The organism is Methylobacterium sp. 2A, assembly GCF_009806555.1.
Taxonomy (GTDB): Bacteria; Pseudomonadota; Alphaproteobacteria; order Rhizobiales; family Beijerinckiaceae; genus Methylobacterium.
The window spans coordinates 63,207-83,781 of record NZ_VUOK01000013.1 but is presented as its reverse complement, the minus strand read 5'-3'; the positions used below and the strand labels follow the sequence as shown (position 1 = coordinate 83,781).

The 20,575-nt window shown below is 69.4% G+C and carries 20 protein-coding genes, 1 tRNA gene and 1 pseudogene; 11 read left to right on the top strand and 11 right to left on the bottom strand.

Annotated elements, in window-relative coordinates; all coding sequences use genetic code 11:
* Window positions 1-25: 25 nt before the first annotated feature.
* Both FVE89_RS06530 and FVE89_RS06525 read right to left on the bottom strand, forming a co-directional pair.
* On the bottom strand, window positions 26-1,267 hold the full coding sequence (locus tag FVE89_RS06530) for an ABC transporter substrate-binding protein (RefSeq protein WP_160533227.1): 1,242 nt from the start codon (window positions 1,265-1,267) through the stop codon (window positions 26-28).
* A 119-nt stretch (window positions 1,268-1,386) separates the two neighbouring features.
* Window positions 1,387-2,010 carry a DUF938 domain-containing protein gene (locus tag FVE89_RS06525; RefSeq protein WP_160533226.1) on the bottom strand — a complete coding sequence of 208 codons (624 nt, stop codon included), beginning with the start codon at window positions 2,008-2,010 and terminating at the stop codon, window positions 1,387-1,389.
* 209 nt (window positions 2,011-2,219) lie between these two features.
* On the opposite strand from FVE89_RS06525, the gene kaiC reads away from it, so the two are divergent.
* Genes kaiC through FVE89_RS06505 form a run of 4 tightly spaced genes read left to right on the top strand, consistent with a single transcriptional unit; the run spans window position 2,220 to window position 6,299 of the window.
* Complete coding sequence (gene kaiC / locus FVE89_RS06520) at window positions 2,220-3,908, top strand: circadian clock protein KaiC (RefSeq protein WP_160533225.1); 1,689 nt, start codon at window positions 2,220-2,222, stop codon at window positions 3,906-3,908.
* Window positions 3,905-4,246 (top strand): circadian clock KaiB family protein, encoded by a 342-nt coding sequence (locus tag FVE89_RS06515; RefSeq protein ID WP_160533224.1) that lies wholly within the window; start codon window positions 3,905-3,907, stop codon window positions 4,244-4,246. Before kaiC ends, FVE89_RS06515 begins: the two co-directional genes overlap by 4 nt.
* Window positions 4,243-4,563: a circadian clock KaiB family protein gene (locus FVE89_RS06510; RefSeq protein WP_160533223.1), complete on the top strand. Its 321-nt coding sequence runs from the start codon at window positions 4,243-4,245 to the stop codon at window positions 4,561-4,563. Before FVE89_RS06515 ends, FVE89_RS06510 begins: the two co-directional genes overlap by 4 nt.
* Window positions 4,560-6,299, top strand: a complete 1,740-nt coding sequence (locus FVE89_RS06505) for a PAS domain-containing sensor histidine kinase (protein WP_160533222.1) — start codon at window positions 4,560-4,562, stop codon at window positions 6,297-6,299. Before FVE89_RS06510 ends, FVE89_RS06505 begins: the two co-directional genes overlap by 4 nt.
* 50 nt (window positions 6,300-6,349) lie before the next feature.
* On the opposite strand, the gene upp is transcribed toward FVE89_RS06505, so the two are convergent.
* A complete protein-coding gene (gene upp / locus FVE89_RS06500) occupies window positions 6,350-6,985 on the bottom strand; it encodes a uracil phosphoribosyltransferase (protein ID WP_160533221.1) in 636 nt (211 codons plus the stop codon).
* Window positions 6,986-7,489: 504 nt separating this feature from the next.
* Between upp and FVE89_RS30965 the strand changes: the two genes are divergently transcribed.
* Together FVE89_RS30965 and FVE89_RS06495 are read left to right on the top strand one after the other, a co-directional pair.
* Entirely contained in the window at window positions 7,490-7,747 is a 258-nt protein-coding gene (locus FVE89_RS30965; RefSeq protein WP_246730532.1) for a hypothetical protein, read from the top strand.
* A complete protein-coding gene (locus tag FVE89_RS06495; RefSeq protein WP_246730524.1) occupies window positions 7,632-9,266 on the top strand; it encodes a methyl-accepting chemotaxis protein in 1,635 nt (544 codons plus the stop codon). Before FVE89_RS30965 ends, FVE89_RS06495 begins: the two co-directional genes overlap by 116 nt.
* Before the next feature lie 120 nt (window positions 9,267-9,386).
* Here the strand turns inward: FVE89_RS06495 and FVE89_RS06490 are convergent, their stop codons facing one another.
* From FVE89_RS06490 to FVE89_RS06480, 3 genes and pseudogenes are all read right to left on the bottom strand, one after another.
* Window positions 9,387-9,851 carry a DUF2852 domain-containing protein gene (locus FVE89_RS06490; protein WP_160533219.1) on the bottom strand — a complete coding sequence of 155 codons (465 nt, stop codon included), beginning with the start codon at window positions 9,849-9,851 and terminating at the stop codon, window positions 9,387-9,389.
* Window positions 9,852-9,908: 57 nt separating this feature from the next.
* Window positions 9,909-10,571, bottom strand: coding sequence for a TetR/AcrR family transcriptional regulator (locus tag FVE89_RS06485; RefSeq protein WP_160533218.1), 663 nt, complete (start codon window positions 10,569-10,571; stop codon window positions 9,909-9,911).
* Window positions 10,572-10,797: 226 nt separating this feature from the next.
* Window positions 10,798-11,298, bottom strand: a pseudogene (locus tag FVE89_RS06480) (hypothetical protein); the annotation flags it as partial.
* 31 nt (window positions 11,299-11,329) lie between these two features.
* Between FVE89_RS06480 and FVE89_RS06475 the strand changes: the two are divergent.
* Window positions 11,330-11,497, top strand: a complete 168-nt coding sequence (locus FVE89_RS06475) for a hypothetical protein (protein WP_160533217.1) — start codon at window positions 11,330-11,332, stop codon at window positions 11,495-11,497.
* A 65-nt stretch (window positions 11,498-11,562) separates the two neighbouring features.
* Here the strand turns inward: FVE89_RS06475 and FVE89_RS31495 are convergent, their stop codons facing one another.
* The 3 genes from FVE89_RS31495 to FVE89_RS06465 all read right to left on the bottom strand — a co-directional run bounded on the left by FVE89_RS31495 (window position 11,563) and on the right by FVE89_RS06465 (window position 12,657).
* Window positions 11,563-11,685 carry a hypothetical protein gene (locus FVE89_RS31495; protein ID WP_281408947.1) on the bottom strand — a complete coding sequence of 41 codons (123 nt, stop codon included), beginning with the start codon at window positions 11,683-11,685 and terminating at the stop codon, window positions 11,563-11,565.
* 118 nt (window positions 11,686-11,803) lie between these two features.
* A tRNA-Pro gene (locus FVE89_RS06470) sits at window positions 11,804-11,880 on the bottom strand.
* Between the two features lie 39 nt (window positions 11,881-11,919).
* Entirely contained in the window at window positions 11,920-12,657 is a 738-nt protein-coding gene (locus FVE89_RS06465; RefSeq protein WP_160533216.1) for a 4'-phosphopantetheinyl transferase superfamily protein, read from the bottom strand.
* A 174-nt stretch (window positions 12,658-12,831) separates the two neighbouring features.
* On the opposite strand from FVE89_RS06465, the gene FVE89_RS06460 reads away from it, so the two are divergent.
* The 3 genes from FVE89_RS06460 to FVE89_RS06450 all read left to right on the top strand — a co-directional run bounded on the left by FVE89_RS06460 (window position 12,832) and on the right by FVE89_RS06450 (window position 17,516).
* Window positions 12,832-14,079, top strand: a complete 1,248-nt coding sequence (locus FVE89_RS06460; protein ID WP_160533215.1) for an MFS transporter — start codon at window positions 12,832-12,834, stop codon at window positions 14,077-14,079.
* A gap of 64 nt (window positions 14,080-14,143) precedes the next feature.
* Window positions 14,144-16,576, top strand: coding sequence for an NAD-dependent DNA ligase LigA (gene ligA / locus FVE89_RS06455; protein ID WP_160533214.1), 2,433 nt, complete (start codon window positions 14,144-14,146; stop codon window positions 16,574-16,576).
* A 70-nt stretch (window positions 16,577-16,646) separates the two neighbouring features.
* Window positions 16,647-17,516 carry a 3'-5' exonuclease gene (locus tag FVE89_RS06450; protein WP_160533213.1) on the top strand — a complete coding sequence of 290 codons (870 nt, stop codon included), beginning with the start codon at window positions 16,647-16,649 and terminating at the stop codon, window positions 17,514-17,516.
* Window positions 17,517-17,522: 6 nt separating this feature from the next.
* Here FVE89_RS06450 and FVE89_RS06445 read toward each other — a convergent pair whose 3' ends face one another.
* Window positions 17,523-18,572 (bottom strand): GntG family PLP-dependent aldolase, encoded by a 1,050-nt coding sequence (locus tag FVE89_RS06445; RefSeq protein ID WP_246730519.1) that lies wholly within the window; start codon window positions 18,570-18,572, stop codon window positions 17,523-17,525.
* Between the two features lie 32 nt (window positions 18,573-18,604).
* Window positions 18,605-19,513: an amino acid ABC transporter substrate-binding protein gene (locus tag FVE89_RS06440; protein ID WP_160533211.1), complete on the bottom strand. Its 909-nt coding sequence runs from the start codon at window positions 19,511-19,513 to the stop codon at window positions 18,605-18,607.
* 116 nt (window positions 19,514-19,629) lie between these two features.
* Here FVE89_RS06440 and FVE89_RS06435 point away from each other — a divergent pair, with 116 nt between their 5' ends.
* The gene (locus FVE89_RS06435) at window positions 19,630-20,574 is read left to right on the top strand and encodes a LysR substrate-binding domain-containing protein (RefSeq protein WP_160533210.1); all 945 of its coding nucleotides are present in this window, start codon (window positions 19,630-19,632) and stop codon (window positions 20,572-20,574) included.
* The last annotated feature ends 1 nt before the right edge of the window (window position 20,575 follow it).

Sequence of the window (20,575 nt, the reverse complement as noted above, 5' to 3'; positions counted from 1 at the left end):
CAAGCGTGGCTTTCGACGTGCCGGACTAACGGGCCGCGGCCTTGACGGCGGCAGGAAGCACGATCTGCCCCTGCGCGAGGCCCTTCGGCCAGATCGCAACCTGCTTGCCATCCTGCCACTGCGCCATCAGCCCGGTGACGAAACCCTGTCCGTACCGGATCGAGTGGGTGAAGGGATCGTCCTTGCCGTAAAACTGCGTGCGCCCGACCGTCCCCTCCCAATCCGTCTTCTCCAGCGCATCGACGAGCTTGTCGGCCTCCGTGGAGCCGGCGCGCTTCACCGCTTCGGCGGCGTAATAGACCTGATCGTAGGCCATGTAGCCCGCATAAGACGGGTCGCTGTTGAACCGCTTCTTGAAGGCATCGCTGAAGGCGAGCGACTTGCCGGTGATCGCGGCCCCCGGCACCGCGATGCTCTGGAAGATCACGCCCTGTGTCGCGCCGTTGGTGTTCGACCAGAAGGTCGAGGAGGTCGCCTGCGAGTTCATGCCGGTCATGGCCAGCGGCACCTGCTGGTTCTGCCACTGCACGGTCGGCTGCACGCCGACATGCGAGATGCCGGTGACGATGAGATCAGGCTTGGCCGCCTCGATCTTGTTGTAGATCGGCGTGAAATCGCCGGTGTCCGGCGAGAAGCGGATATGATCGACGACCTTCACGCCGATCTCGGGCAGGCACTTCTCGTAACCGACGTCGAGCGGGCGGGTCCAGGCCGCGTCCTCGCTCATGATCGCGGCGGTCTTCACCTTCATCAGGTCGATGAGCATGTCCTTGGTCGAATCGCAGATCGACTGCGCCAGGGCCGCCGAGGTCAGGTAGCCGTGGAAGGTGTACTTGTTGCGCGCGTAATCCTTGTGGACGGCGAGGCTGATCTCGTTCGAGGCCGCGCCGGGGGTGATCATCGGCGTCTTGAGCCGCGCCGCCCAGGGCATCAGCGCCAGCACGACTTCGGAGATGTAGCTGGCGATGACGAGGTTGACCTTGTCCTCCGAGACTGCCCGCTGGAACGCACGCACGGCGTCGGAGGCGGAGGACTTGTCGTCATAGGTGACGACCTGGATCTGCCGCCCGTCGACTCCGCCCTTGGCGTTGATCTCGTCGGCGGCGAGCTGCACCGCCTGCGGGATCGAGGCCCCGACCACGGACTGCGCCTCGGCGATCACCCCGATCCTGATCGGGTCGGCGGCCCGCGCCGGTCCCGCTCCCACCAGTCCGGCCACTGTGAGCAGGGCGAGGACCCGGCTCGAAACGCTGCGTTCCATCGGCATGGGCTTCCTCCTGCGGCCCGTGCGGCTTTTGCCGCCGCATCGGGATCACGCCGGGAGTGTGCAACATCCGCGCGCCTGAATTCAATGTACAGTTTTGCGAGCAGGTGACGAAGTGCCCGTCACCTTCCGGCCCGGCGGAAGATCAGGCTCAAGTTGTTGGCCGGCATCGGCACGCGCTCGATGGCACGCAGTCCATGCCGCGCAGCCTCCGCGGTGACGGCCTCGCGGTCGCGCACGCCCCAGGCCGGATCTCGGGCCCGCAGGGATGCATCGAAGGCGGCATTGCTGTCGGCGCTGTGCCGGTCGCCCTCGCGGAACGGTCCATAGAGGAACAGGATGCCGCCTTCGGCCAGGGCGCGGCCGGCGCCGGCCATGAGCCCTTCCGTCGCGCTCCACGGGGCGATGTGAATCATGTTGATGCAGACGATCGCATCGACGGGGCCGACAGGCCATGCGCGCTCGCGGGCGTCGAGGGCGAGCGGGGGCAGGATATTGGTGAGGCCGGCGCGGCTTGTATGAGCCACAACGCTGCGCCGAGCCTCCGGCTCGGGATCGCTCGGCAGCCAAGTCAGGCCCGGAAGCGCCGCAGCGACGTGGATCGCGTGCTCGCCGGATCCGCTGGCAATCTCCAGCACGGTGCCCCGCGCCGGAAGCACCCCGCGCAGTACGTCGAGGATCGCGTCGCGGTTGCGCGCGACCGCGGGGGCCGTCAGGGCATCCCGATCGACATCCCCGTCCAGCATGGCAACCAACTCCCTGTTGCGGGCAGCGCGCCGGCTTTCAACCGAAGGCCGGCGGCGCCCCGGCATATTGCGCTGCGGGCAGCGTTGCCATACCCGAACCGGGCCGATCTTTTTCCCGGCCTGCAGGTCGTCGGCGCGGCCGGCACGATCCCTGATCGCAAACCGCTTCCGCCCGTCCTTCACCAGAGACGTCCAGGACAGCCCGTATCGTGCCCGATCAACGCACCGCCCCGACGCTGCCCAAAGCGCCCACGGGCATCGAAGGATTCGACGACCTGACCTTCGGCGGCCTCCCGGCCGGACGGCCGTCGCTGATCTGCGGGGCAGCGGGCTGCGGAAAAACTTTGTTCGCCACCACCTTCCTGGTCAATGGCGCGACCCGGTTCGGCGAGCCCGGCGTCTTCATGAGCTTCGAGGAGCGGGCCGAGGATCTGGCCGCCAACGTCGCTTCCCTGGGCTTCGACCTCGACGGGCTTGTGGCGGCGGGCAAGCTCGCCATCGATCACGTCCGCGTGGAGCGCAGCGAGATCGAGGAGACCGGCGAGTACGACCTCGAAGGCCTGTTCATCCGCCTGGGCTTCGCGGTCGACAGTATCGGCGCCAAGCGCGTCGTGCTCGATACGATCGAGACGCTGTTCGCCGGCTTCACCGACCCGGCGCTGCTGCGCGCGGAGCTGCGCCGGCTGTTCGGCTGGATCAAGGATCGCGGCCTCACCGCGATCATCACCGGCGAGCGCGGCGAGGGTCAGCTCACCCGTCAGGGGCTGGAGGAATACGTCTCCGATTGCGTCATCCTGCTCGACAACCGGGTCGACGACCAGATCACGACGCGGCGGCTGCGCGTGGTCAAGTACCGGGGTTCGGCGCACGGCACCAACGAGTACCCGTTCCTGATCGATCACGCGGGGATCAGCGTCCTCCCGGTGACCTCGGCCGAGCTCGACTATGTGGGACCGACCGGTCTGATCTCCACCGGGATCGCCGGGCTCGATGCCATGCTGGCACCGGGCGGATTCTATCGCGGCTCCAGCATCCTGGTCTCCGGGGCGTCGGGCACTGGCAAGAGCATGCTGGCGGCCTCCATGGTCGAAGCCGCCTGCCGGCGCGGCGAGCGCTCTCTGATCTTCGCCTTCGAGGAGAGCGGACCACAGATCATCCGCAACGCGGCCTCGATCGGGCTCGATCTCGAAGCACAGGTGAAGAGCGGCCTGCTGCGCTTCGAGGCGGCGCGGCCGAGCCTCTACGGCCTCGAAACACACCTCGCCCGGATGCACCGCGACCTCGACCAGTTCCGGCCGGACCTGATCGTGATCGATCCGATTTCGGCGCTGCGGGGACCGGCCAGCGAATTGCAGGGGGCGCTCCTGCGCATGATCGACCTGATCAAGACCCGCGGTATCACGGCGATCTTCACGACCCTGCGAAGCGACGGCTCGCTCATCAGTGACGACGACCTCGGCGTGTCCTCGCTGATGGATGCCTGGATCAAGCTTCAGAACATGGAGGCGAACGGGGAGCGCACGCGCACGCTTTACGTCATCAAGGCGCGCGGCATGAGCCACTCCAATCAGATCCGCGAATTTCTGATGTCGTCCGGCGGAATCCGGCTGATCGACGCCTATATCGGCACCGCGGGGGTGCTCACGGGCACGGCCCGCGTTGTTCAGGAGGCCCGCGAGCGGGCCGAGGCGCAGCAGCGCCTGTATGAGAACGAGCGGCGGCTGCGCGATGTGGTCCGGCGCCGGGCGGCCCTCGACCGTCAGCTCGCGGAAATTCGGGCCAGCCTGGACGCCGCGGAGGACGAGGAAGCGCGCCTGCGCGCGGACGACGAGTCGCGCGTCGCGGCGGATGAGGTGGAGCGGCGGGAGCTGATCGCACGGCGGAGGGCTGCGGAATGAGCGAAGCGACCTCGGAAGACCCGGCGCCCGAGACGGATCCCGACCGCGATCCGGGCCACTATCATCTGCGCCTCTACGTCGCCGGACAGACGGCGAAATCCCTCGCCGCGATGGCGAACCTCAAGCGCTTCTGCGAGGAGCATCTGGCAGGCCGCTATGACATCGAAGTCATCGACCTCATGAAAAATCCGCAGCTGGCGGCCGGCGATCAGATCCTCGCCATCCCGACCCTGGTCCGCCGCCTCCCCTCGCCCCTGAAACGGATCATCGGCGACCTGTCGAACACCGAGAAGGTCCTGGTCGGTCTCGACATCCGCCAGAGGGCGGACGAGCCTTGAGCGGATCGGCGGAACTCTCCGACCTCCCGGATCGCTATCGTTTCCGCTTGTTCGTCGCCGGAACCGCACCGCGCTCGTTGCGCGCGGTCGAAGCGGTGCGTCGTGTCTGCGAGACGCACCTTGCCGGCCGCTACGAATTGGAGATCGTCGACATCTATCAGCAGCCCGACCTCGCCGAGCGCGACGGGATTCTCGCCGCCCCGATCCTGCTGAAGCTCGCGCCGCATCCGGAGCGGCGCATCGCGGGTGACCTGCTGGACGCGGAGCGGATCCTGCGCGGACTCAACATCCAGCCGGCCGACGAGACGCAGCGATGAGCGTGGATGCCCTGATGCCCGGCGACGAGCCGAGCCCGGACGCTTACCGCGCCCATATCCGGGAGCTCGAAGCGCGTCTCGAGGAGAGCGAGGAGACGCTGGCCGCCATCCGGCGCGGCGATTTCGACGCCGTGGTGGTGGAGGGCCCGAACCACGAGCGCCTCGTCTACACGCTGGAGAACGCCGACCGGCCGTACCGGGTCCTGATCGAGCAGATCCAGGAGGGCGCCTTCACCCTCGGGCTCGACGGCATCTTGCTCTACTGCAACCGGCGCCTGGCCGACATGCTCGGCGAACCGCAGGAGCGGTTGCTCGGACGGTCGCTGCGCACCTTCGTTTCGGGCGGCACCGACCTCGACCGGCTGGTGCAGACCGCGATGACGGCGCCGGTGCGCGAGGAGATCGAGCTCCTCGCCGCGGAAGGGACCGAGCGCGCGACGTTCCTGTCGCTCAGCCGCTTCGAGAGCCAGGGCGACCAGCCCCTGCTCTGCGGGATCCTTACCGACCTGACCGAGCAGCGGCGCAACATGCGCGCCCTCGCGGAGGCCCATGCCCGGCTCCAATCCGAAAGCGTCGAGCGCCAGCTTGTCGAGGAGGCCCTGCGCCAGTCGCAGAAGCTGGAGGCGGTCGGCCAGCTCACCGGCGGGGTGGCGCACGATTTCAACAACCTGCTCACCGTCATCAAGTCCTCCACCGATCTGCTGAAGCGGCCGGACCTCCCCGACGAGCGGCGCCGACGCTATGTCGAGGCGATCTCCGACACGGTGGACCGGGCCGCCAAGCTCACCGGGCAGCTCCTCGCCTTCGCCCGCCGTCAGGCCCTGCGGCCGGAGGTGTTCGATGTCGGCACCTCGCTGCGCGCCGTCGCGGAGATGCTCGACTCGGTGACCGGTGCGCGCATCACCGTCGAGACGAAGATCCCGGACGAGCCCTGCTACATCCGGGCGGATCTCAGCCAGTTCGAGACCGCCCTGATCAACATGGCCGTCAACGCCCGCGACGCGATGGGCGGCCAGGGCACCCTGACCCTCCGGCTCGTGGGCGGACGGCCGATGCCGGCGATCCGCGGCCATGCCGGGTCGCGCTGCACCTTCGCGGCCGTGTCGCTCGCCGATACGGGCATCGGGATCGCGCCCGACGTGCTGCCGCGCATCTTCGAGCCGTTCTTCACCACCAAGGAGATCGGCAAGGGGACCGGGCTCGGCCTGTCGCAGGTCTTCGGCTTCGCCAAGCAATCCGGCGGCGATGTCGACGTGGCGAGCGCGCCCGGCGCGGGCACCACCTTCACCCTCTACCTGCCGCAGGTCGAGAAGGCCCCCGAGACCTCCGACGCGCGCCCGCGCGACGAGCGTGATTTCGACGGCGCCAGCCTGTGCATCCTCGTCGTGGAGGACAACCTGGAGGTCGGCCGGTTCGCCACGCAGATCCTCGAGGATCTGGGCCACAACACCGTCTGGGCGACGAATGCCGAGGACGCGTTGATGGAGATCGAGAAGATCCCGTTCCGCTTCGACGCCGTGTTCTCCGACGTGGTGATGCCCGGCATGGGCGGCATCGCGCTCGCCCGGGAACTCGAACGGCGCCTGCCGGACCTGCCCGTCGTGCTGACCTCGGGCTACAGCCACGTGCTCGCGCAGGAGGGCGTCCACGGCTTCGACCTGATCCAGAAGCCCTATTCCGTGGAGCAACTGGCCCGGGTGCTCGGCCGGATCCGTACCGATGCCCGGAGACGGTAGCGCCGCCGGTCGGCATGGCCGGACTGAACGGCCAGCATGAGCGCTCCCGATTACCGGGTGCCGTACATCCGGTCCCCGGCATCGCCGAGGCCCGGTACGATGTAGCCGTGATCGTTCAGGTGGCTGTCGATCGCCGCGGTCCAGAGCGGCACGTCGGGATGAGCCTCCTGGAATTTGGCGAGCCCTTCCGGCGCAGCCAGAAGGCAGACGAAACGCAGGTCGGACGCCCCCCGGGCCTTCAGCAGGTCGAGGGCCGCGATCGCCGAATTGGCGGTGGCCAGCATTGGATCGAGGACGAGCACCGTCCGGTCGGCGAGATCCGACGGCGCCTTGAAGTAATACTCGACCGCCTCAAGGGTCTCCGGGTCCCGGTAGAGGCCGACATGCGCGACCCGCGCCGAGGGAACGAGCGACAGCATCCCGTCGAGAAACCCGACGCCGGCCCGCAGGATCGGCGCGAGGACCAGCTTCTTGCCCTGGATCTGCCGGCCTTCCATCGGCTGCAGCGGAGTCTCGATTGTCACCGGCTCCAGCGGCAGGTCCCGCGTGACCTCGTAGGCCAGGAGCATCCCGATCTCGTTCAGGAGCTGTCGGAACCCCTTGGTCGAGCGGTTCCTGTCGCGCAGGTATGTCAGCTTGTGCTGCACGAGCGGGTGATCCACCACGGTGACCTGACCCATCGGCATGGTCCTCCCCCTGCGCGCCCCGGCTGTTGTGACATGCAGGAGCCAGGGCTGCGGTGCAACTTCCGAGTGGCCGATTCGGCGCGCTGCATCGTCGTGAAGCGTCCGCGAAACAGGGGGTGTCGGGCTGCAACTGACCCCAGTCACGGGGCGAACACCCGCAGGCGGGGCTGAAGTGTCCGAAATGGAACGAGCCAGAAATCTCTGCCTTCTCGGTAAAAAAATTTATTACGCCCTTTTAAGCATGTCTATTCCGCGCACTCCTGTTATCGAAAGGGGAACGTTGATTGCAACCGCGTATTGATCCGCAGTGGTAAAACCTAAGATTGAAACATGTAAATTTAAATAATTCTAGAAAATTTGCGGGAGAGAATTTAAATAAAAGACGTTACAGGATGCAGTAATTTTGATGATTTCTGCTCTCAGTACAATATAAAATCTATTTTTCACCGACTAGACAAACAACTCAAATATATAATCGGATGTCATTACCGCATCGGGTCCGGCTTGCTGTTCGCACGTCGCGCCTTAATTCAGGTCTCGCATTTTTTGCTCCCCCCCGGCTTCCTGCAGCAGGCATTTGGCACGCGCCATGCAACTCAAACTGTCAATCAAAGCAACTCTGACCATCCTTTTCGGATTGCTCGCGCTGATCTCGGCGGGACAGGGCGGCCTGTCGCTTCGCGACGCATCCGCGATACGCCGATCGACGACGGCATTGGCGACCAACTGGCTACCTTCCGTCGAGAAGATCAGCGCGATTGAGATCGCGGTGTCCGAAGTTCGGATCAAGCAATATCGGCTGATCCTGCTGTCGAACACTCCGGAAAAGGTGGCCGAGAACGAAGTCAGCCTCGCGGCGACGCACACGCGGCTGGCGGAGGCTCGCAAGACCTATGAGGCGCTCATCGTCACCCCCCAGGAGCGAGCCCTCTACGACGCCTTCGCGGCTGCCTGGACCAAGTTCGAGCGGGTGGACGGTGACGCGCGCCGCCTGATGCAGGCTGGCCAGTCGCAGGACGCCATGGCGCTGCTCGTGAAATCCGAGGTCGTCGCCCTTTACGACGACGCCCGCAAGACGCTCACACAGCTCGTCGCGCATGACGAGGAGATCGCCTCGCACGATGCGAATGAGGCCATGGCGGGCGCGAACTCGGCATCCCTGACGGCCCTCGTCGGGATCGGGCTCGCCGTCGCGTCGGCCCTGGGCGCCGCGGTCTTCGGTCTGCTCTCCATCTCGCGGCCGATCCAGCGGATGACGGCCGCGATGTCGAAGCTCGCCGAAGGCGATACCGGCACGCCTGTGCCGCATATCGGCCGCCACGACGAAATCGGCGCGATGGCGACCGCCGTGCAGGTGTTCAAGGACAATATGATCCGGGCTCGGGCTCTGGAGGTCGAGGCCGCGCGGGCCCGTGCGGCGGCGGAGGAGCAGCGCAAGCTCGGGATGCGCGAGATGGCCGACAGCTTCGAGCGCGCGGTCGGCGGCATCGTCGGGCAGGTCTCGGCCTCGGCCACCGAATTGCAGGCCACCGCCGGCTCCATGTCGGCCATGGCCGGCCAGACCTCGGCTCAGTCGACCGCGGTCGCCGCGGCCGCCGAGGAGGCCGGCACCAACGTCAACACCGTGGCGGCGGCGGCCGAGGAGCTTGGCACCTCCGTCCAGGAGATCGGCCGACAGGTCCAGGGTTCGGCTCAGCTCGCCCAGACGGCCGTCGGCGAAGCCGATCAGACCGGCGCGCTGGTGCTGGAGCTGAACGGCGCCGTGACCCGGATCGGCGACGTGGTCGGATTGATCTCGTCCATCGCCGGGCAGACCAACCTGCTCGCGCTCAACGCCACGATCGAGGCGGCCCGAGCGGGGGCCGCCGGCCGCGGCTTCGCCGTGGTCGCCGCCGAGGTGAAGGCGCTCGCCGAGCAGACCGCGAAGGCCACCGAGGAGATCAGCCAGCAGATCGGCCGGGTTCAGGGCGTGACCGGTCAGGCGGTCGACGCGATCAGCTCGATCACCGCACGGATCCGCGAGATCAACGGTGTGGCGACCTCGATCGCGGCGGCGGTCGAGCAGCAGGGCGCCGCCACGCAGGAGATCGTGCGCAATGTCGGCCAGGCGGCGCAGGGCACCGGCGAGGTGACGAACAACATCGTGGGCGTGGCCGACGCGGCGGAGGAGACGGGACGCGCGGCGAGCCAAGTGCTCGGGGCGGCCTCCGAGCTGTCGCGGCAATCTGAACACCTCACCGCCGAGGTCAGCCGCTTCCTCACGGGCATCCGGGCTGCCTGACGGGCGCCGGCATCGATCCGGCTGACGGACGCGATCCGTTCGTCAGCCGCGGCGCGGTCTGGAGACCGGTCGATGCACGTGAGCCCTGCGGGCGCGTGCGAGCGCACCCGCAGGGTGGCGTCAGGCCGTCTGGCCTTCGCCGCCGTTGTTCCGGCGTTTGGCCATGAAGGCGTCGAACTGCTCGCGGTCCTTCGCCCGCTTCAGTTCTTCGAGGAACGCCGCGAAGGCACGGCCCTCCTCCTCCAGGGCCCGCCGCTGGGCCTCCAGACGATCGAGCTCGGCCCGGCGATAGGCGTCGAAGGCCGCGTTGCCGGAGCTGTCGCGCCGGCTCGCCGCCTCAAAGGCACGGGCGAACCGCGAGACCGGGCGGGCGCCCTCGATGTCGGAGAGGGTCCGCCGGGCCGTGTCGCGCATCTCGGCGAAGGCCGGATAGCCGGCGAACTTCCAGGCCAGCAACGCGAGGCCGACCGGCCACCAGTAGATGAAGCCGACGACGATCGCCCCGATTTCCAGTGAGCGGCGCGGGAACGGGCCGGAGCGGCAGAGCCGGCCGGTCGCCCAGGGTGAGGAGGTTTGAGAGGTCACGGCAAAGCTCCGCTGTTCATGTGAACGCGGTTAACATGCGGGCGCCTGAGCCAGCTTTCAAGGCCGTGCCGGGTTCGGCCCGTGCGCGGCCCCGTGGACCAGCGCGAGGACGCCGGCCCGCAACAGCTCGTACTTGTCGGGGAAGCCAGGGCCGCGCGGCAGATGCCCGGCGGCCGAGAGGGTCGCGAGACCATGCGCGAGCGCCCAGACTTCGAGAGCAATGAAGCGGGGTGCGACGCCGCCGAACCCGTCGGCGAACGTGGCTTGGAGGGCTTCGACCAGCAGGTCGAAGGGACTGGGCCGTGCGGCGGTGTTTCCGATGTCGGCCACGTCGTCGCGCTCGGAGCCGGCAGCAAGGCCGCGGGTCTCGAAGATGGCGGCGTAATAGGCCGGCTCCTCCTCGGCGAAGGCGAGGTAGGTCTCACCCATGCGGGTGAACCGTTCCAAGGGCGTGCCGCGCGACGTGAGCGCCCGCGCCAAGCGGGCGGCCAGCTCGGCGAAGCCGCGTCCGGCCAGTTCCTCCAGCAGCGCTTCCCGACCACGGAAATGCCGGTACAGGGCGGCGGGGGTCACGCCGACGAGGCGCGCGGCATCGACCAGCGTAAAGCCGCCGATCCCGCGCTCGGCGATGAACCGGCGTGCCGCTTCGATGAGCGCCTCTTTCAGGTTGCCGTGATGGTAGTTCCGCCGGTCGTTCGGTCCGTCCCGCCAGGGTCGCAAGATCCCACATCCTCTGCGCGCTCGTGTTCACCTCACAGACCATCCGCGATGCTGTCGAGTCGGAAGACCGCTGGGACGGATGGATTTCGTGAGGTGCCGCCAGGAATTACCACCGAACGCGCTCTTTGTTGCGCTCGGGAACGGCTGGAGCGCTCTCCGCTTCAGCGGACGCCGCTTCGGCGCAGGAGAGCGCGTTGAAGCAAAGGCTTATACCAACTCTCGTTGATCAGAACCCATGGGCCCATGCGCGCAGTCCGATGGACATGATGCGCGCGGATTGGTCGATGAGGGGGTTCCAGGCATGGCAGCAGTGGTCGAGGATGTCGGCGTAGGATGTGAAGACGCGATTTCCGAGCCCGTTGTCGCGCATGAACTGCCAGAGGTCCTCGTTCTGAGCCTGTCGAAGGACGTCGGAGAACCAGATCTCTCTCGGCTTGCCGCCGGCGGCCTGCGCGATCTCCTCCGTGCGGGCGGGGAAGTCTCTTTGAAAGCGGGGATGGTGTCCGGGTCCCGGGCGTGGTGGCGCGGGCGAGCGGAGAGCTTGCGGTAGCCCATGCCCCGCAGGACCCCGCTCAATGAGCCCGGGCAGAACCTCACGCCGCTCGGCGTTCAGGCGCGGACAGGCCCCGGGCGTCTTTCCGCCGATCAGCCCGTCCGGGCCGTGCGCGTTGAACGCCACGATCCAGTCCCGCACCGTCTGAAGCCCGGCCCCGCCGAGGGCGGCTGCGGAGGCTCGCCACACCAACGTGATGCAGGCGATGGCGACGTTCGTGCCCCGTTCCGAAATCGACAAAGACGACGAAGCGATTCACGAGCGGATCGAAGGCGTCGAGAGGCGCCTGGGCACGATAGACAAGCGGGTGTGGGGTGCGCCGGCGAGCGCGTTTGGCACCGTCGTCCTGACGAAGGTCGGCCTGATGCACTGACCTTTGACCGCTAACATCCGTCAAAACCTGGGCGCCCTGGCTTCGCCTAGGCGCCTTTCGTCGGTTCAGATCAGCCGCAGGCCCGTCCGCGCGCTCCACACCGCCGCCTGACCCAGCGCCTCGATTCCGTCGTTCGACGCCTCGGATGTGCGGCGCAGGTCGCCGACGGAGGGAATCGCGTAGGCCATGCTGCGGGGCGTCGCGCGGACGCGGACATGCGTCGCGGCGGTGGGCTCAAGATCCGCTTTTGAGAGGGTTTCTGTCGGTATAACTGTCGGGCCAGTTATCAGAGACAGCGCTTAGTATTGGTCGGAGTGGCAGGATTTGAACCTGCGACCCCCACGTCCCGAACGTGGTGCGCTACCAGACTGCGCTACACTCCGAAGGCCGGCCTGCATCGCTGCCTGGGCCGGTGAGCGGGCTTATAGCCGTGCCTTGGCTGGGCCGCAAGCGCGGTTTGCACGCTTTTCGCCGAGCCGATCAGGCCAGTCCGGCGAAAGCCTATGATGACGGAACGCTATGTCAGCCGCGCGAACCGCCACGGTGGCGGCATAGCCGGGTCCGGCCTCGATTGCGGCGAGGGTCCATCCAGCGGAATTGCCCAGCAGGCGCGGGGCCGCGGGCGGCAGGGTCACGCTGAAGCGGTTGAGCGGCAGAGACAGGCCGGTGCCGAGTGCCTTCACAACCGCCTCCTTCCGGGTCCACAGGCCGAAGAAGGTCGGCTCGACAGCATGGGGGGGAAGCTTCGCGAGGGATGCGGCCTCGTCGGGCGCGAAATGCGTCCGCGCGATCCGCACCGCGTCCGGGATCGGCCGGATCAGCTCGATATCGACGCCGATATCCGCCGAGTCCCCGAGGCCGATAAGGGCGCGGGTCCCCGAATGCGACAGGTTGAACGCCTGAGCGCTTCCGGCCGGCGCCGCGAGGTTCGGCTTGCCGGCGGCGTTCGCGGTCAGGCGGATCTCGGACGGGCTGCAGGCGCGCGCTTCCGCCAGGATCAGCCGGAGCGCAGCGTGGCTCGCGACGAAGCGCGCGCGGTCTTCCAGCCGCAGGAACCGGTTGCCGCGTTCGCGCTCCGAGCGGTCGAGCACCTGCGCGCAGAGGTCGAGCTGGTCCGCCGATACGGCGAGATCGACCAGCCAAACATCCACCGCGCTCACGCGACGCCTCGCGGCGGCCTGAAGCTGGAATTAGGGTCGCGCGGAGGTGGGGGCACGGAGGGCATCCGGTGACGACGGCATGAGGAGCATCGCGCCCACGCACGCGGCGGGCAAGGTCCGGCGCGCTTGAGCGATCCGGCCGCGCTACCCGTGCGCCCATCCCTGCGCGCGCCCATGAGCCTCGCAGGCCGCCGCACCCGCTACGGGGTGTTCTGCGCCACCTACCTTTATCAGGGCCTGATCGCCGGGTTCTCGCTCACGGCTTTGGCCAATCATCTGACCGCCCGGGGCGTGTCGGCGGCGGAGATCGGCGTCCACTTCGCCCTCGCGGGCCTGCCCTGGACGCTCCAGCCGATCCTGTGGGGTCCGGTCGTCGATCGAGCGGGCGATTTCGACATGGGACGGCGCCGGGCCTTCGCGGTCGCGGCGGTTCTGGGCGGCCACGCCGCCCTGGCGCTCCTCTTATGGGGCGCCGAGGATCACGTCGGCTGGCTCGGCCTGATCTTCCTGGGGCACAGCCTGTGCGCGTCGCTCCTCGACACCGCCTGCGACCGGATGATCATGGACCATGTGCCGCCCTCGGAACTCGGCCGGGTGAGCGGCTGCACCCGGGCGGGCTTCGTCGCCGGCAGCAGCCTCAGCGCAGCCGCCTTCGGGTGGATGCTCACGACTTACGGCTTCGCCGTCAGCGCGCGCTGGCTCCTGGCGGCCGCCATGCTGGCGAGCCTCCCGATCCTGCTGGTCCGCGAGGCGCCCTCGGATGCCCTCCTCACCCTGGCGCGACGCGGATCGGCGCCGCGGCGCATGCCCGTCCGTCGCTTCCTGCGCCGCCTGATCGCGAGCCTGCGCCGACCGCGGGCGCTTCGGCTGCTCGCCCTCTGCTTCGGCCTCGATGGCGCGCTCGGCCTGTTCGAACTGCCCTTCTCGGTGGACCTGCTCCAGCGTCAGGCGTGGGATCCGGCCGACTTGTCCCGGCTCCAGGCCGGTCTGGCGCTGGCGAGCGGCACGGCCGGCGCGCTGGCGGTCGGGTTCTGGTCCGACCGGGCCGGGCCGGTGCGACCGCTGCGTGTCCTCCTGATCGCCAGCGCCGGCACCTTCCTGATGGCCGCCGTCCTGATCGCGTCGGGGCTCGTCGGCGCGGCCGGGCCGGTCATCCTGGCGCTGACCAACATGCTGCCCGGCCTGCTGATCGTCGCGCTGATGCCGGCCCTGCTCCAGGCCAGCCAGGGGCGTGCGGGTGCGGCGACGCAGTTCGAGGTCTACATGGCGGCGATGAATCTCGGCTCCGTGTCCGGCACCGCCCTGGCCGGGTGGCTGGCGCCGATCCTGCCGCTGGCGGCGGTCGCCGTCTGCGTCGCCGCGTTCTTCCTGGGGGCGTTCCGGCTGTCCGGCCGCGGCGATCTGCTCAGCCCCCGCCGGTGAGGGAAAGCGGGGACGCCGCCCGCGGGCCACTCCCGGCGGGCCGCCGATGCGCTAGAACCCCGCCATGGCCGCCGCGAAAACCGACACGCCCGATCTCGACCTGACCGCCGAGGAGGCCCGCGCCGAGCACGCGCGCCTCTCGGAGGCGATCCTGGAGGCCGACCGGCTCTATTACCAGGAGGACGCGCCCGAGATTTCGGACGCGGAATACGACCGCCTACGCCGACGCCTGGAGAATCTGGAGACCCGCTTCCCGGACCTCGCCGGCACGGGTGCGGCCAGCACGTCGGTGGGCGCCAAGCCTGCGGAAAAATTCGCCAAGGTGCGGCACGCCGTGCCGATGCTGTCCCTCGGCAACGCCTTCGACGATGCGGAGGTGGCCGAGTTCGTGGCCCGGGTGCGCCGCTTCCTCGGCTGGGCGGAGGATGAACCGCTCGCCTTCACGGCCGAGCCGAAGATCGACGGCCTGTCCCTGTCGCTGCGCTACGTGAACGGGCGCCTCGACACCGCGGCCACCCGCGGCGACGGCGAGGTCGGCGAGAACGTCACCGCCAATGCGCGGACCGTGCAGGACATCCCCGAGACGCTCGCGGGCTCCGGCTGGCCGGAGATCTGCGAGGTGCGCGGCGAGGTCTACCTGTCGCACGCCGATTTCGCCGCCATCAACGCCCGCCAGGAGGCGGCCGGCAAGCCGCTCTTCGCCAACCCGCGCAACGCCGCCGCGGGCAGCCTGCGCCAGCTCGATCCGGCGATCACCGCCTCCCGGCCGCTCCGGTTCTTCGCCTATGCCTGGGGCGAACTCTCAGGCCCGATCGCCGAGACGCAGACCGGCGCCCTGCAGCGTTTCGCCGCCTGGGGGCTGCCGGTGAATCCGTTGACCCAGACCTTCACCGATACCGAGGCGATGCTCGCCCATTACCGCCGGATCGAGGCCGACCGGGCCGGGCTCGGCTACGACATCGACGGCGTCGTCTACAAGGTCGACGACCTCGCGCTCCAGAAGCGGCTCGGCTTCGTCTCGCGCTCGCCGCGCTGGGCGCTCGCCCACAAATTCGCCGCCCAGGAGGCGACGACTGTGGTGGAGGACATCGTCATCAATGTCGGCCGCACCGGCTCGCTGAACCCGCTGGCGAAGCTGCGGCCGGTGACGGTCGGCGGCGTGGTCGTGTCGAACGCGACCCTGCACAACGAAGGCTACGTGAAGGGCGTCGGCGCCGACGGCGAGCCGATCCGCGACGGCCGCGACATCCGCGTCGGCGATACGGTGACGGTGGTCCGCGCGGGCGACGTCATCCCGAAGGTGATGGATGTCGATCTCACCAAACGGCCGGCGGATTCGCAGCCCTTCGCCTTCCCGGAGACCTGCCCGGCCTGCGGCAGCCGCGCGGTCCGCGCCGTCAATCCGCGCACCGGACGCCCCGACGCGGTGCGGCGCTGTACCGGCGGGCTGATCTGCCCGGCGCAGGGGGTGGAGCGGCTGAAGCACTTCGTGTCGCGCAACGGCTTCGACATCGAGGGTTTTGGCGAGACCTATATCGAGGTGCTGTTCGAGGCGGGGCTCGTGCGCCAGCCCGCCGACCTGTTCCGGCTCGACTTCGACAGGCTGAAGGCCGCCATCGTGGCCCGGCGCGAGGCGCTGTCGGCCGAAAGGCGCGCCGGATCCGGGGCGGCCGAACCGCCGAAGAAGAGCGCCAAGAAGAAGGGCGAGGACGAGGACAAGGCGATCAAGAATCTGCTCGCCGGCGTCGAGGCACGGCGCCGGGTTCCGATGAACCGCCTGCTCTTCGCCCTCGGGATCCCGCAGATCGGTGAGGCCACCGCCAAGGCGCTGGCCAAGCGGTTTGCCGACATGCCGACGCTGATCGCGGCGATCGGCGAGGCCGCCGCCGCGCAGCCGGGGTCCGACTGGGTCGAGCTCACGGCCGTGCCCCGGGTCGGCGGCACGACCCGCGACCGGCTGCTCGATCTGGGCTTTCCGGAGGACGCGGCGGCGCCGGGCCAGGAGCGTGCGCGCCTCAGCGCGGTCCAGCGCGAGAACCTGATCGCGCATTACGGCGACGCCGATGCGGCGCGCGCGGCGATCGCCAAGGCTGCGGCGCAGCGCCCCGGGGACGCCTACCGCCTGTTCGCCGATGACGGCGAGATCGGGCCGGTGGCGACCGACGCGCTGATTCTGTTCTTCTCCGAGCCCCACAATGCCGATGCGGTCTCGGCCCTGCTCGACGAGGTCGTGGTCGAGCCGATGGAGCAGGCGGCGTCTGCCTCGGCCTTCGCGGGCAAGACCGTGGTGTTCACCGGCACCCTGGAAAAGATGACCCGCAACGAGGCCAAGGCCGTGGCCGAACGCCTGGGCGCCAAGGTCTCGGGCTCCGTCTCGGCGAAGACCGATCTGGTGGTGGCGGGCCCCGGCGCGGGCTCCAAGCTGAAGGATGCGCAGAAGCACGGCGTGCGCGTCGTCTCGGAAGACGATTGGCTCGGCATGGTGGGGCAGGGTTGAAGCCCGAGTCCGGGCGGCCTAGACCTCTCGGGGAACACCCCGAGAACTCCCGCCGGCAGGTCGATCCCCGATGACGGTCCTGGCCCTCGACTTCGAGACGGCCAACGAGCGGCGCGACAGCGCCTGCGCGGTCGGTCTCGCCTGGATCGCGGATGGACGCGTGATCAGGCGCGAAAGCCACCTGATCCGCCCGCCCGAGATGCGCTTCTCGCCCGGCAACATCCGGGTTCACGGCATCCTGCCGGCGAACGTCGCCGATGCGCCGGACTTCGCCACCGCGATGGCGCCGTATCTGGAGGATCTGCGGCGTGGGCTCATCCTGGCGCACAATGCGAGCTTCGATATCGGCGTCCTGCGGGCCGGGCTGGTGCGGGCCGGCCTGCCGGTGCCGGATTTCTCCTACCTCTGCACCGTCCAGATCGCGCGCCGGGTGTTTCCGGCGCCGGAGGGCTGCGGGCTCGGCAAGGTCGCCCGGCGGCTGGGCATCCGCTTCGAGCATCACGATGCCGGCGAGGACGCCTATGCCTGCGCGGAGATCGCGCTGGCGGCCATGCGCGAGCGGGAGGCCGCCGACGTCCATGCCCTCGCCGCCGCGCTCGGCCTGCCGATCGCGCGGGCGGCCGGCGGTCCCGCCGTGCCCCGGCGCGCGCCCGGGGCGATCAGCGGGCGCGCGATGGCCGCCTTTCCCCAGACACCAGCGGCCCTGCGCTTCGCCATGCGGGGCTCCACCGGCAACCGGTACGACGTGAGTCTCGAGGAGAGGCCCGGCGGCCCTCAGCTGCGCTGCACCTGCACGGCCGGCCGCTTCGGCGTGCGCTGCCGCCACGTGAAGGCGCTGGAGGTCGGCGACATCACCGACCTGCTCTCCGACAATGCCGCCGACGTGCTGCTCCTCGCCCGCATGCTCGGCGCCAAGGCGCGGGTCGCCGGCGCGGCCTGAGATCGATCAGGCCGCGTCGAGGCAGGTCCGGAAGGCGGCGACGGCGCGGTCTATGGCGGCGGCCGTGATGTGCCGGTGTGTAACCAAGCGCAGCCGCGTCGGGCCAAGCGGTCGGGTCCGCACCCCCGCCGACTCGAGATCCTCCACCCAGCGGGCGCTGTCGCGGCCGGTCCGCGCCAGATCGACCTGAACGATGTTGGTCTGCGGGATGGTCGCCGAGAGGCGCGGCGCGAGCGCGTTCAGCCCGTCGCTGAGCTGCCGGGCCCGGGCGTGATCCTCGGCGAGCCGCGCGCCCATGGCGGTGACCGCCTCCAGCCCCGCCGCCGCCACGACGCCCACCTGCCGCTGCGTGCCGCCGATCATCTTGCGCAGGCGCCGGGCCGCCGCGATGACCGCCGCGTCGCCGGCCAGCACCGCGCCCATCGGGGCGCTCAGGCCCTTCGACAGACAGAGCGAGACCGTGTCGACATGCGCGGTGAGCTCGGCCGGCGGGACGCCGAGATGCGTCGCGGCGTTGAACAGGCGCGCGCCGTCGAGATGGACCGGGATGCCCCGCGCACGGGCGATGCCGGCCACCGCCGCCATGTGATCGACCGGCAGCACCGTGCCCCCGGCGGCATTGTGCGAGGTCTCCAGCGCGATCAGGGCGGTCCGCAGCGGGCTGGCGGAGGGGTGCAGCGCCGCCTCCAGCCGGTCGAGGTCCATGGCGCCGTCCGCGCCCTGGATCCCGAGCAGGAAGGCGCCCGTGAGGGTGGCGGCCCCGCGCTCGGTGTTGAGCATGTGGGCCTGCGCTTCGAGCAGCACCTGCTCGCTGCGCTGGACCTGGGCCAGGACCGCCAGGAGGTTGCCCATCGTGCAGCTCGGCACGAACAGGCCCGCGGCCTTGCCGAGCATGGCGGCCGCCGTGTCCTCCAGCGCCCGCGCGGTCGGATCGGCGTCGAGCCCGTCGTCGCCGAGCGGCGCGGAGCGCATCCGCGCGTACATCGCCTCGGTCGGCCGCGTGACCGTGTCGCTGCGCAGATCCACGACGGCGGGGGCTTCGGCGACCTGAGTCATAGCGCTCTGCATCTCAATACCCGCCGACCGCCTTACCGGTAGGCGGCCTCGTCACCGGAATCAGTCGGGTTGGCCAGGGCACGCTTGAGCACGTCGCTCATCGGCAATTCGAGGTTGATGCCCCTGGGCGGGATCGGCTGTTCGAAGTAGCGGCTGTAGAGCCGCGCCACGGTCCCGTCCTGGATCAGCTCGACCACGGCCTTGTCGACCGCCGCCTTGAAGGCCGGATCGTCCTTCGGCTCCAGGATGCCGTAGGGCGCGAATTCGAGCCCCTTGGTGCCGATCTTGTAATCGCCCGGCCGCTTGGCCCCCGCCACCGTGGCGTGCGCCAGGGCGTCGTCGTTGATCGTCCCCGCGGCGCGGCCGGTCTCCAACAGCAGGAAGACCTCGGCGGTGTCCTTGGCGGGCATCACCTGGATATCGAGCTTGTCGCGGACATTGATCCGCGTGGCGACGCGCTGGGTCTCGCCGCCCGCCTGGGCCGAGATGGCCTTGCCGCGGAACGAGGCGATGTCGTCCACGTCGACCGGCGTATCCTTCTTGGCCGTCAGCACGACCTGCGCCACGAAGGTGGTCGGCGCGAAGGCGATCAGCTTGTGCCGCTCCGGCAGGTTGCTGGCGGTGCCGCATTCGAGATCGATCGTGCCGTTGTTGATCAGCGGGATCCGCGTCGCCGACATCACCGGCACGTGGCGGATGTCGAGCTTGGGCAGGCCCAGCACATCTTTCAGCTTCTGCGCGACGTGCTCACATATCTCCAGCGAATAGCCGACCGGCTTGGCGTTCTGGTCGAGGAAGCCGAAGGGCGGCGATGCGTCCGGGAAGCCGAGGCTGATCTGGCCGTTCGCGCGGATCTTGTCGAGGCGCCCCTCCGCGGCCGACGGCGCGGCGAGCCCGGCCCAGCACAAGGCGGCCACGATGAGCGAAAGCGTCCTCGACACGATCCGAATCCCCCGGTTATGCCCGACTCGGCATCCCAAGCTTTGCCGGCTGATCCTAGGAGCGGCCGCGCGCCGGCGTCCAATGCCGATTCCTGACACGAGCATACGGATCTGATATGACCGTGCGGCGGATGACCTTCCGGCACATCGAGGCCTTCCGGGCTGTCATGGCCACGGGCTCGATGACTGAAGCGAGCCGGCACCTCCACACCTCGCAACCGCAGGTAAGCCGCCTGATCGCGCAGCTGGAGGCGATCACGGGCCTGCCGCTGTTCGACCGCAGCGGCAGCCGGGTCGTGCCCTCCCTCGACGGCACGCGCTTCCACGCCGAGGTGGAGCGGGCCTTCGTCGGCCTCACCAGCCTGGAGGCGGCGGCCGCGCGCATCCGCGCCTTCGGCGCCGAGCGACTCCGGGTCGCCGCGATGCCGCGGTTGGCCGGGGGCCTCCTGGCCCGGGCGGTCGTGCGCTTCCGCGCCGCGCATCCGGACGTGATCGTCGCGATCCATTCCGGCGACGACGAGACCGTGAACCATTGGATCGCCACCGGCTTCTGCGACGCCGCGCTGACGATGCTCTACGGCGACCTCCCCGAAGCCAGGCTCGACCATGTCGAGACGCGGGCCTGCGTGGCGGTGCTGCCGCAGGACCACCCGCTCGCGGCACGCGCGACGCTCGGCCCGGAGGATTTTCGCGCTGTGCCCTTCGTCGCGGCCTCGCTCGGCAGCGCTCTTCGCGGCCGGACCGAGGCCGTCTTCGCGGCGGCGGGCGTTCCGTTGACCATCACCGCCGAGGCGGGCCTCGGCGCCTCGATCTGCACCCTGGTCTCGGCCGGCCTCGGGGTGAGCGTGATGAATCCGCTGGCCGCCCACGAGGAGGCGAAGGTCTCGGCCATCGCGATCCGGCCCTTCGCCCCCGCCCTGCCGGTGCATTTCGCTCTGCTGTTCCCGCCCGATCATGCCCGCGGACGGCTGATGCGGGCCTTCGGCGCCTGCGCCCGGGCGGTCCTGCTGGAGGAGCTCGCCCGTTTGCCGGACGCCGCGATCGGGCGTCCGGCAGGCTGAG

Coding starts and splice junctions, on each gene's coding strand:
- ligA (WP_160533214.1), top strand. CDS start 14,144: ATGGCCGCCGCGAAAACCGACACGCCCGATCTCGACCTGACCGCCGAG.
- FVE89_RS06460 (WP_160533215.1), top strand. CDS start 12,832: ATGAGCCTCGCAGGCCGCCGCACCCGCTACGGGGTGTTCTGCGCCACC.
- FVE89_RS06505 (WP_160533222.1), top strand. CDS start 4,560: ATGAGCGTGGATGCCCTGATGCCCGGCGACGAGCCGAGCCCGGACGCT.
- FVE89_RS06475 (WP_160533217.1), top strand. CDS start 11,330: ATGGCGACGTTCGTGCCCCGTTCCGAAATCGACAAAGACGACGAAGCG.
- FVE89_RS06525 (WP_160533226.1), bottom strand. CDS start 2,010: ATGCTGGACGGGGATGTCGATCGGGATGCCCTGACGGCCCCCGCGGTC.
- FVE89_RS31495 (WP_281408947.1), bottom strand. CDS start 11,685: ATGGCCTACGCGATTCCCTCCGTCGGCGACCTGCGCCGCACATCCGAG.
- FVE89_RS06515 (WP_160533224.1), top strand. CDS start 3,905: ATGAGCGAAGCGACCTCGGAAGACCCGGCGCCCGAGACGGATCCCGAC.
- FVE89_RS06445 (WP_246730519.1), bottom strand. CDS start 18,572: ATGACTCAGGTCGCCGAAGCCCCCGCCGTCGTGGATCTGCGCAGCGAC.
- FVE89_RS06435 (WP_160533210.1), top strand. CDS start 19,630: ATGACCGTGCGGCGGATGACCTTCCGGCACATCGAGGCCTTCCGGGCT.
- FVE89_RS06450 (WP_160533213.1), top strand. CDS start 16,647: ATGACGGTCCTGGCCCTCGACTTCGAGACGGCCAACGAGCGGCGCGAC.
- upp (WP_160533221.1), bottom strand. CDS start 6,985: ATGCCGATGGGTCAGGTCACCGTGGTGGATCACCCGCTCGTGCAGCAC.
- FVE89_RS06530 (WP_160533227.1), bottom strand. CDS start 1,267: ATGCCGATGGAACGCAGCGTTTCGAGCCGGGTCCTCGCCCTGCTCACA.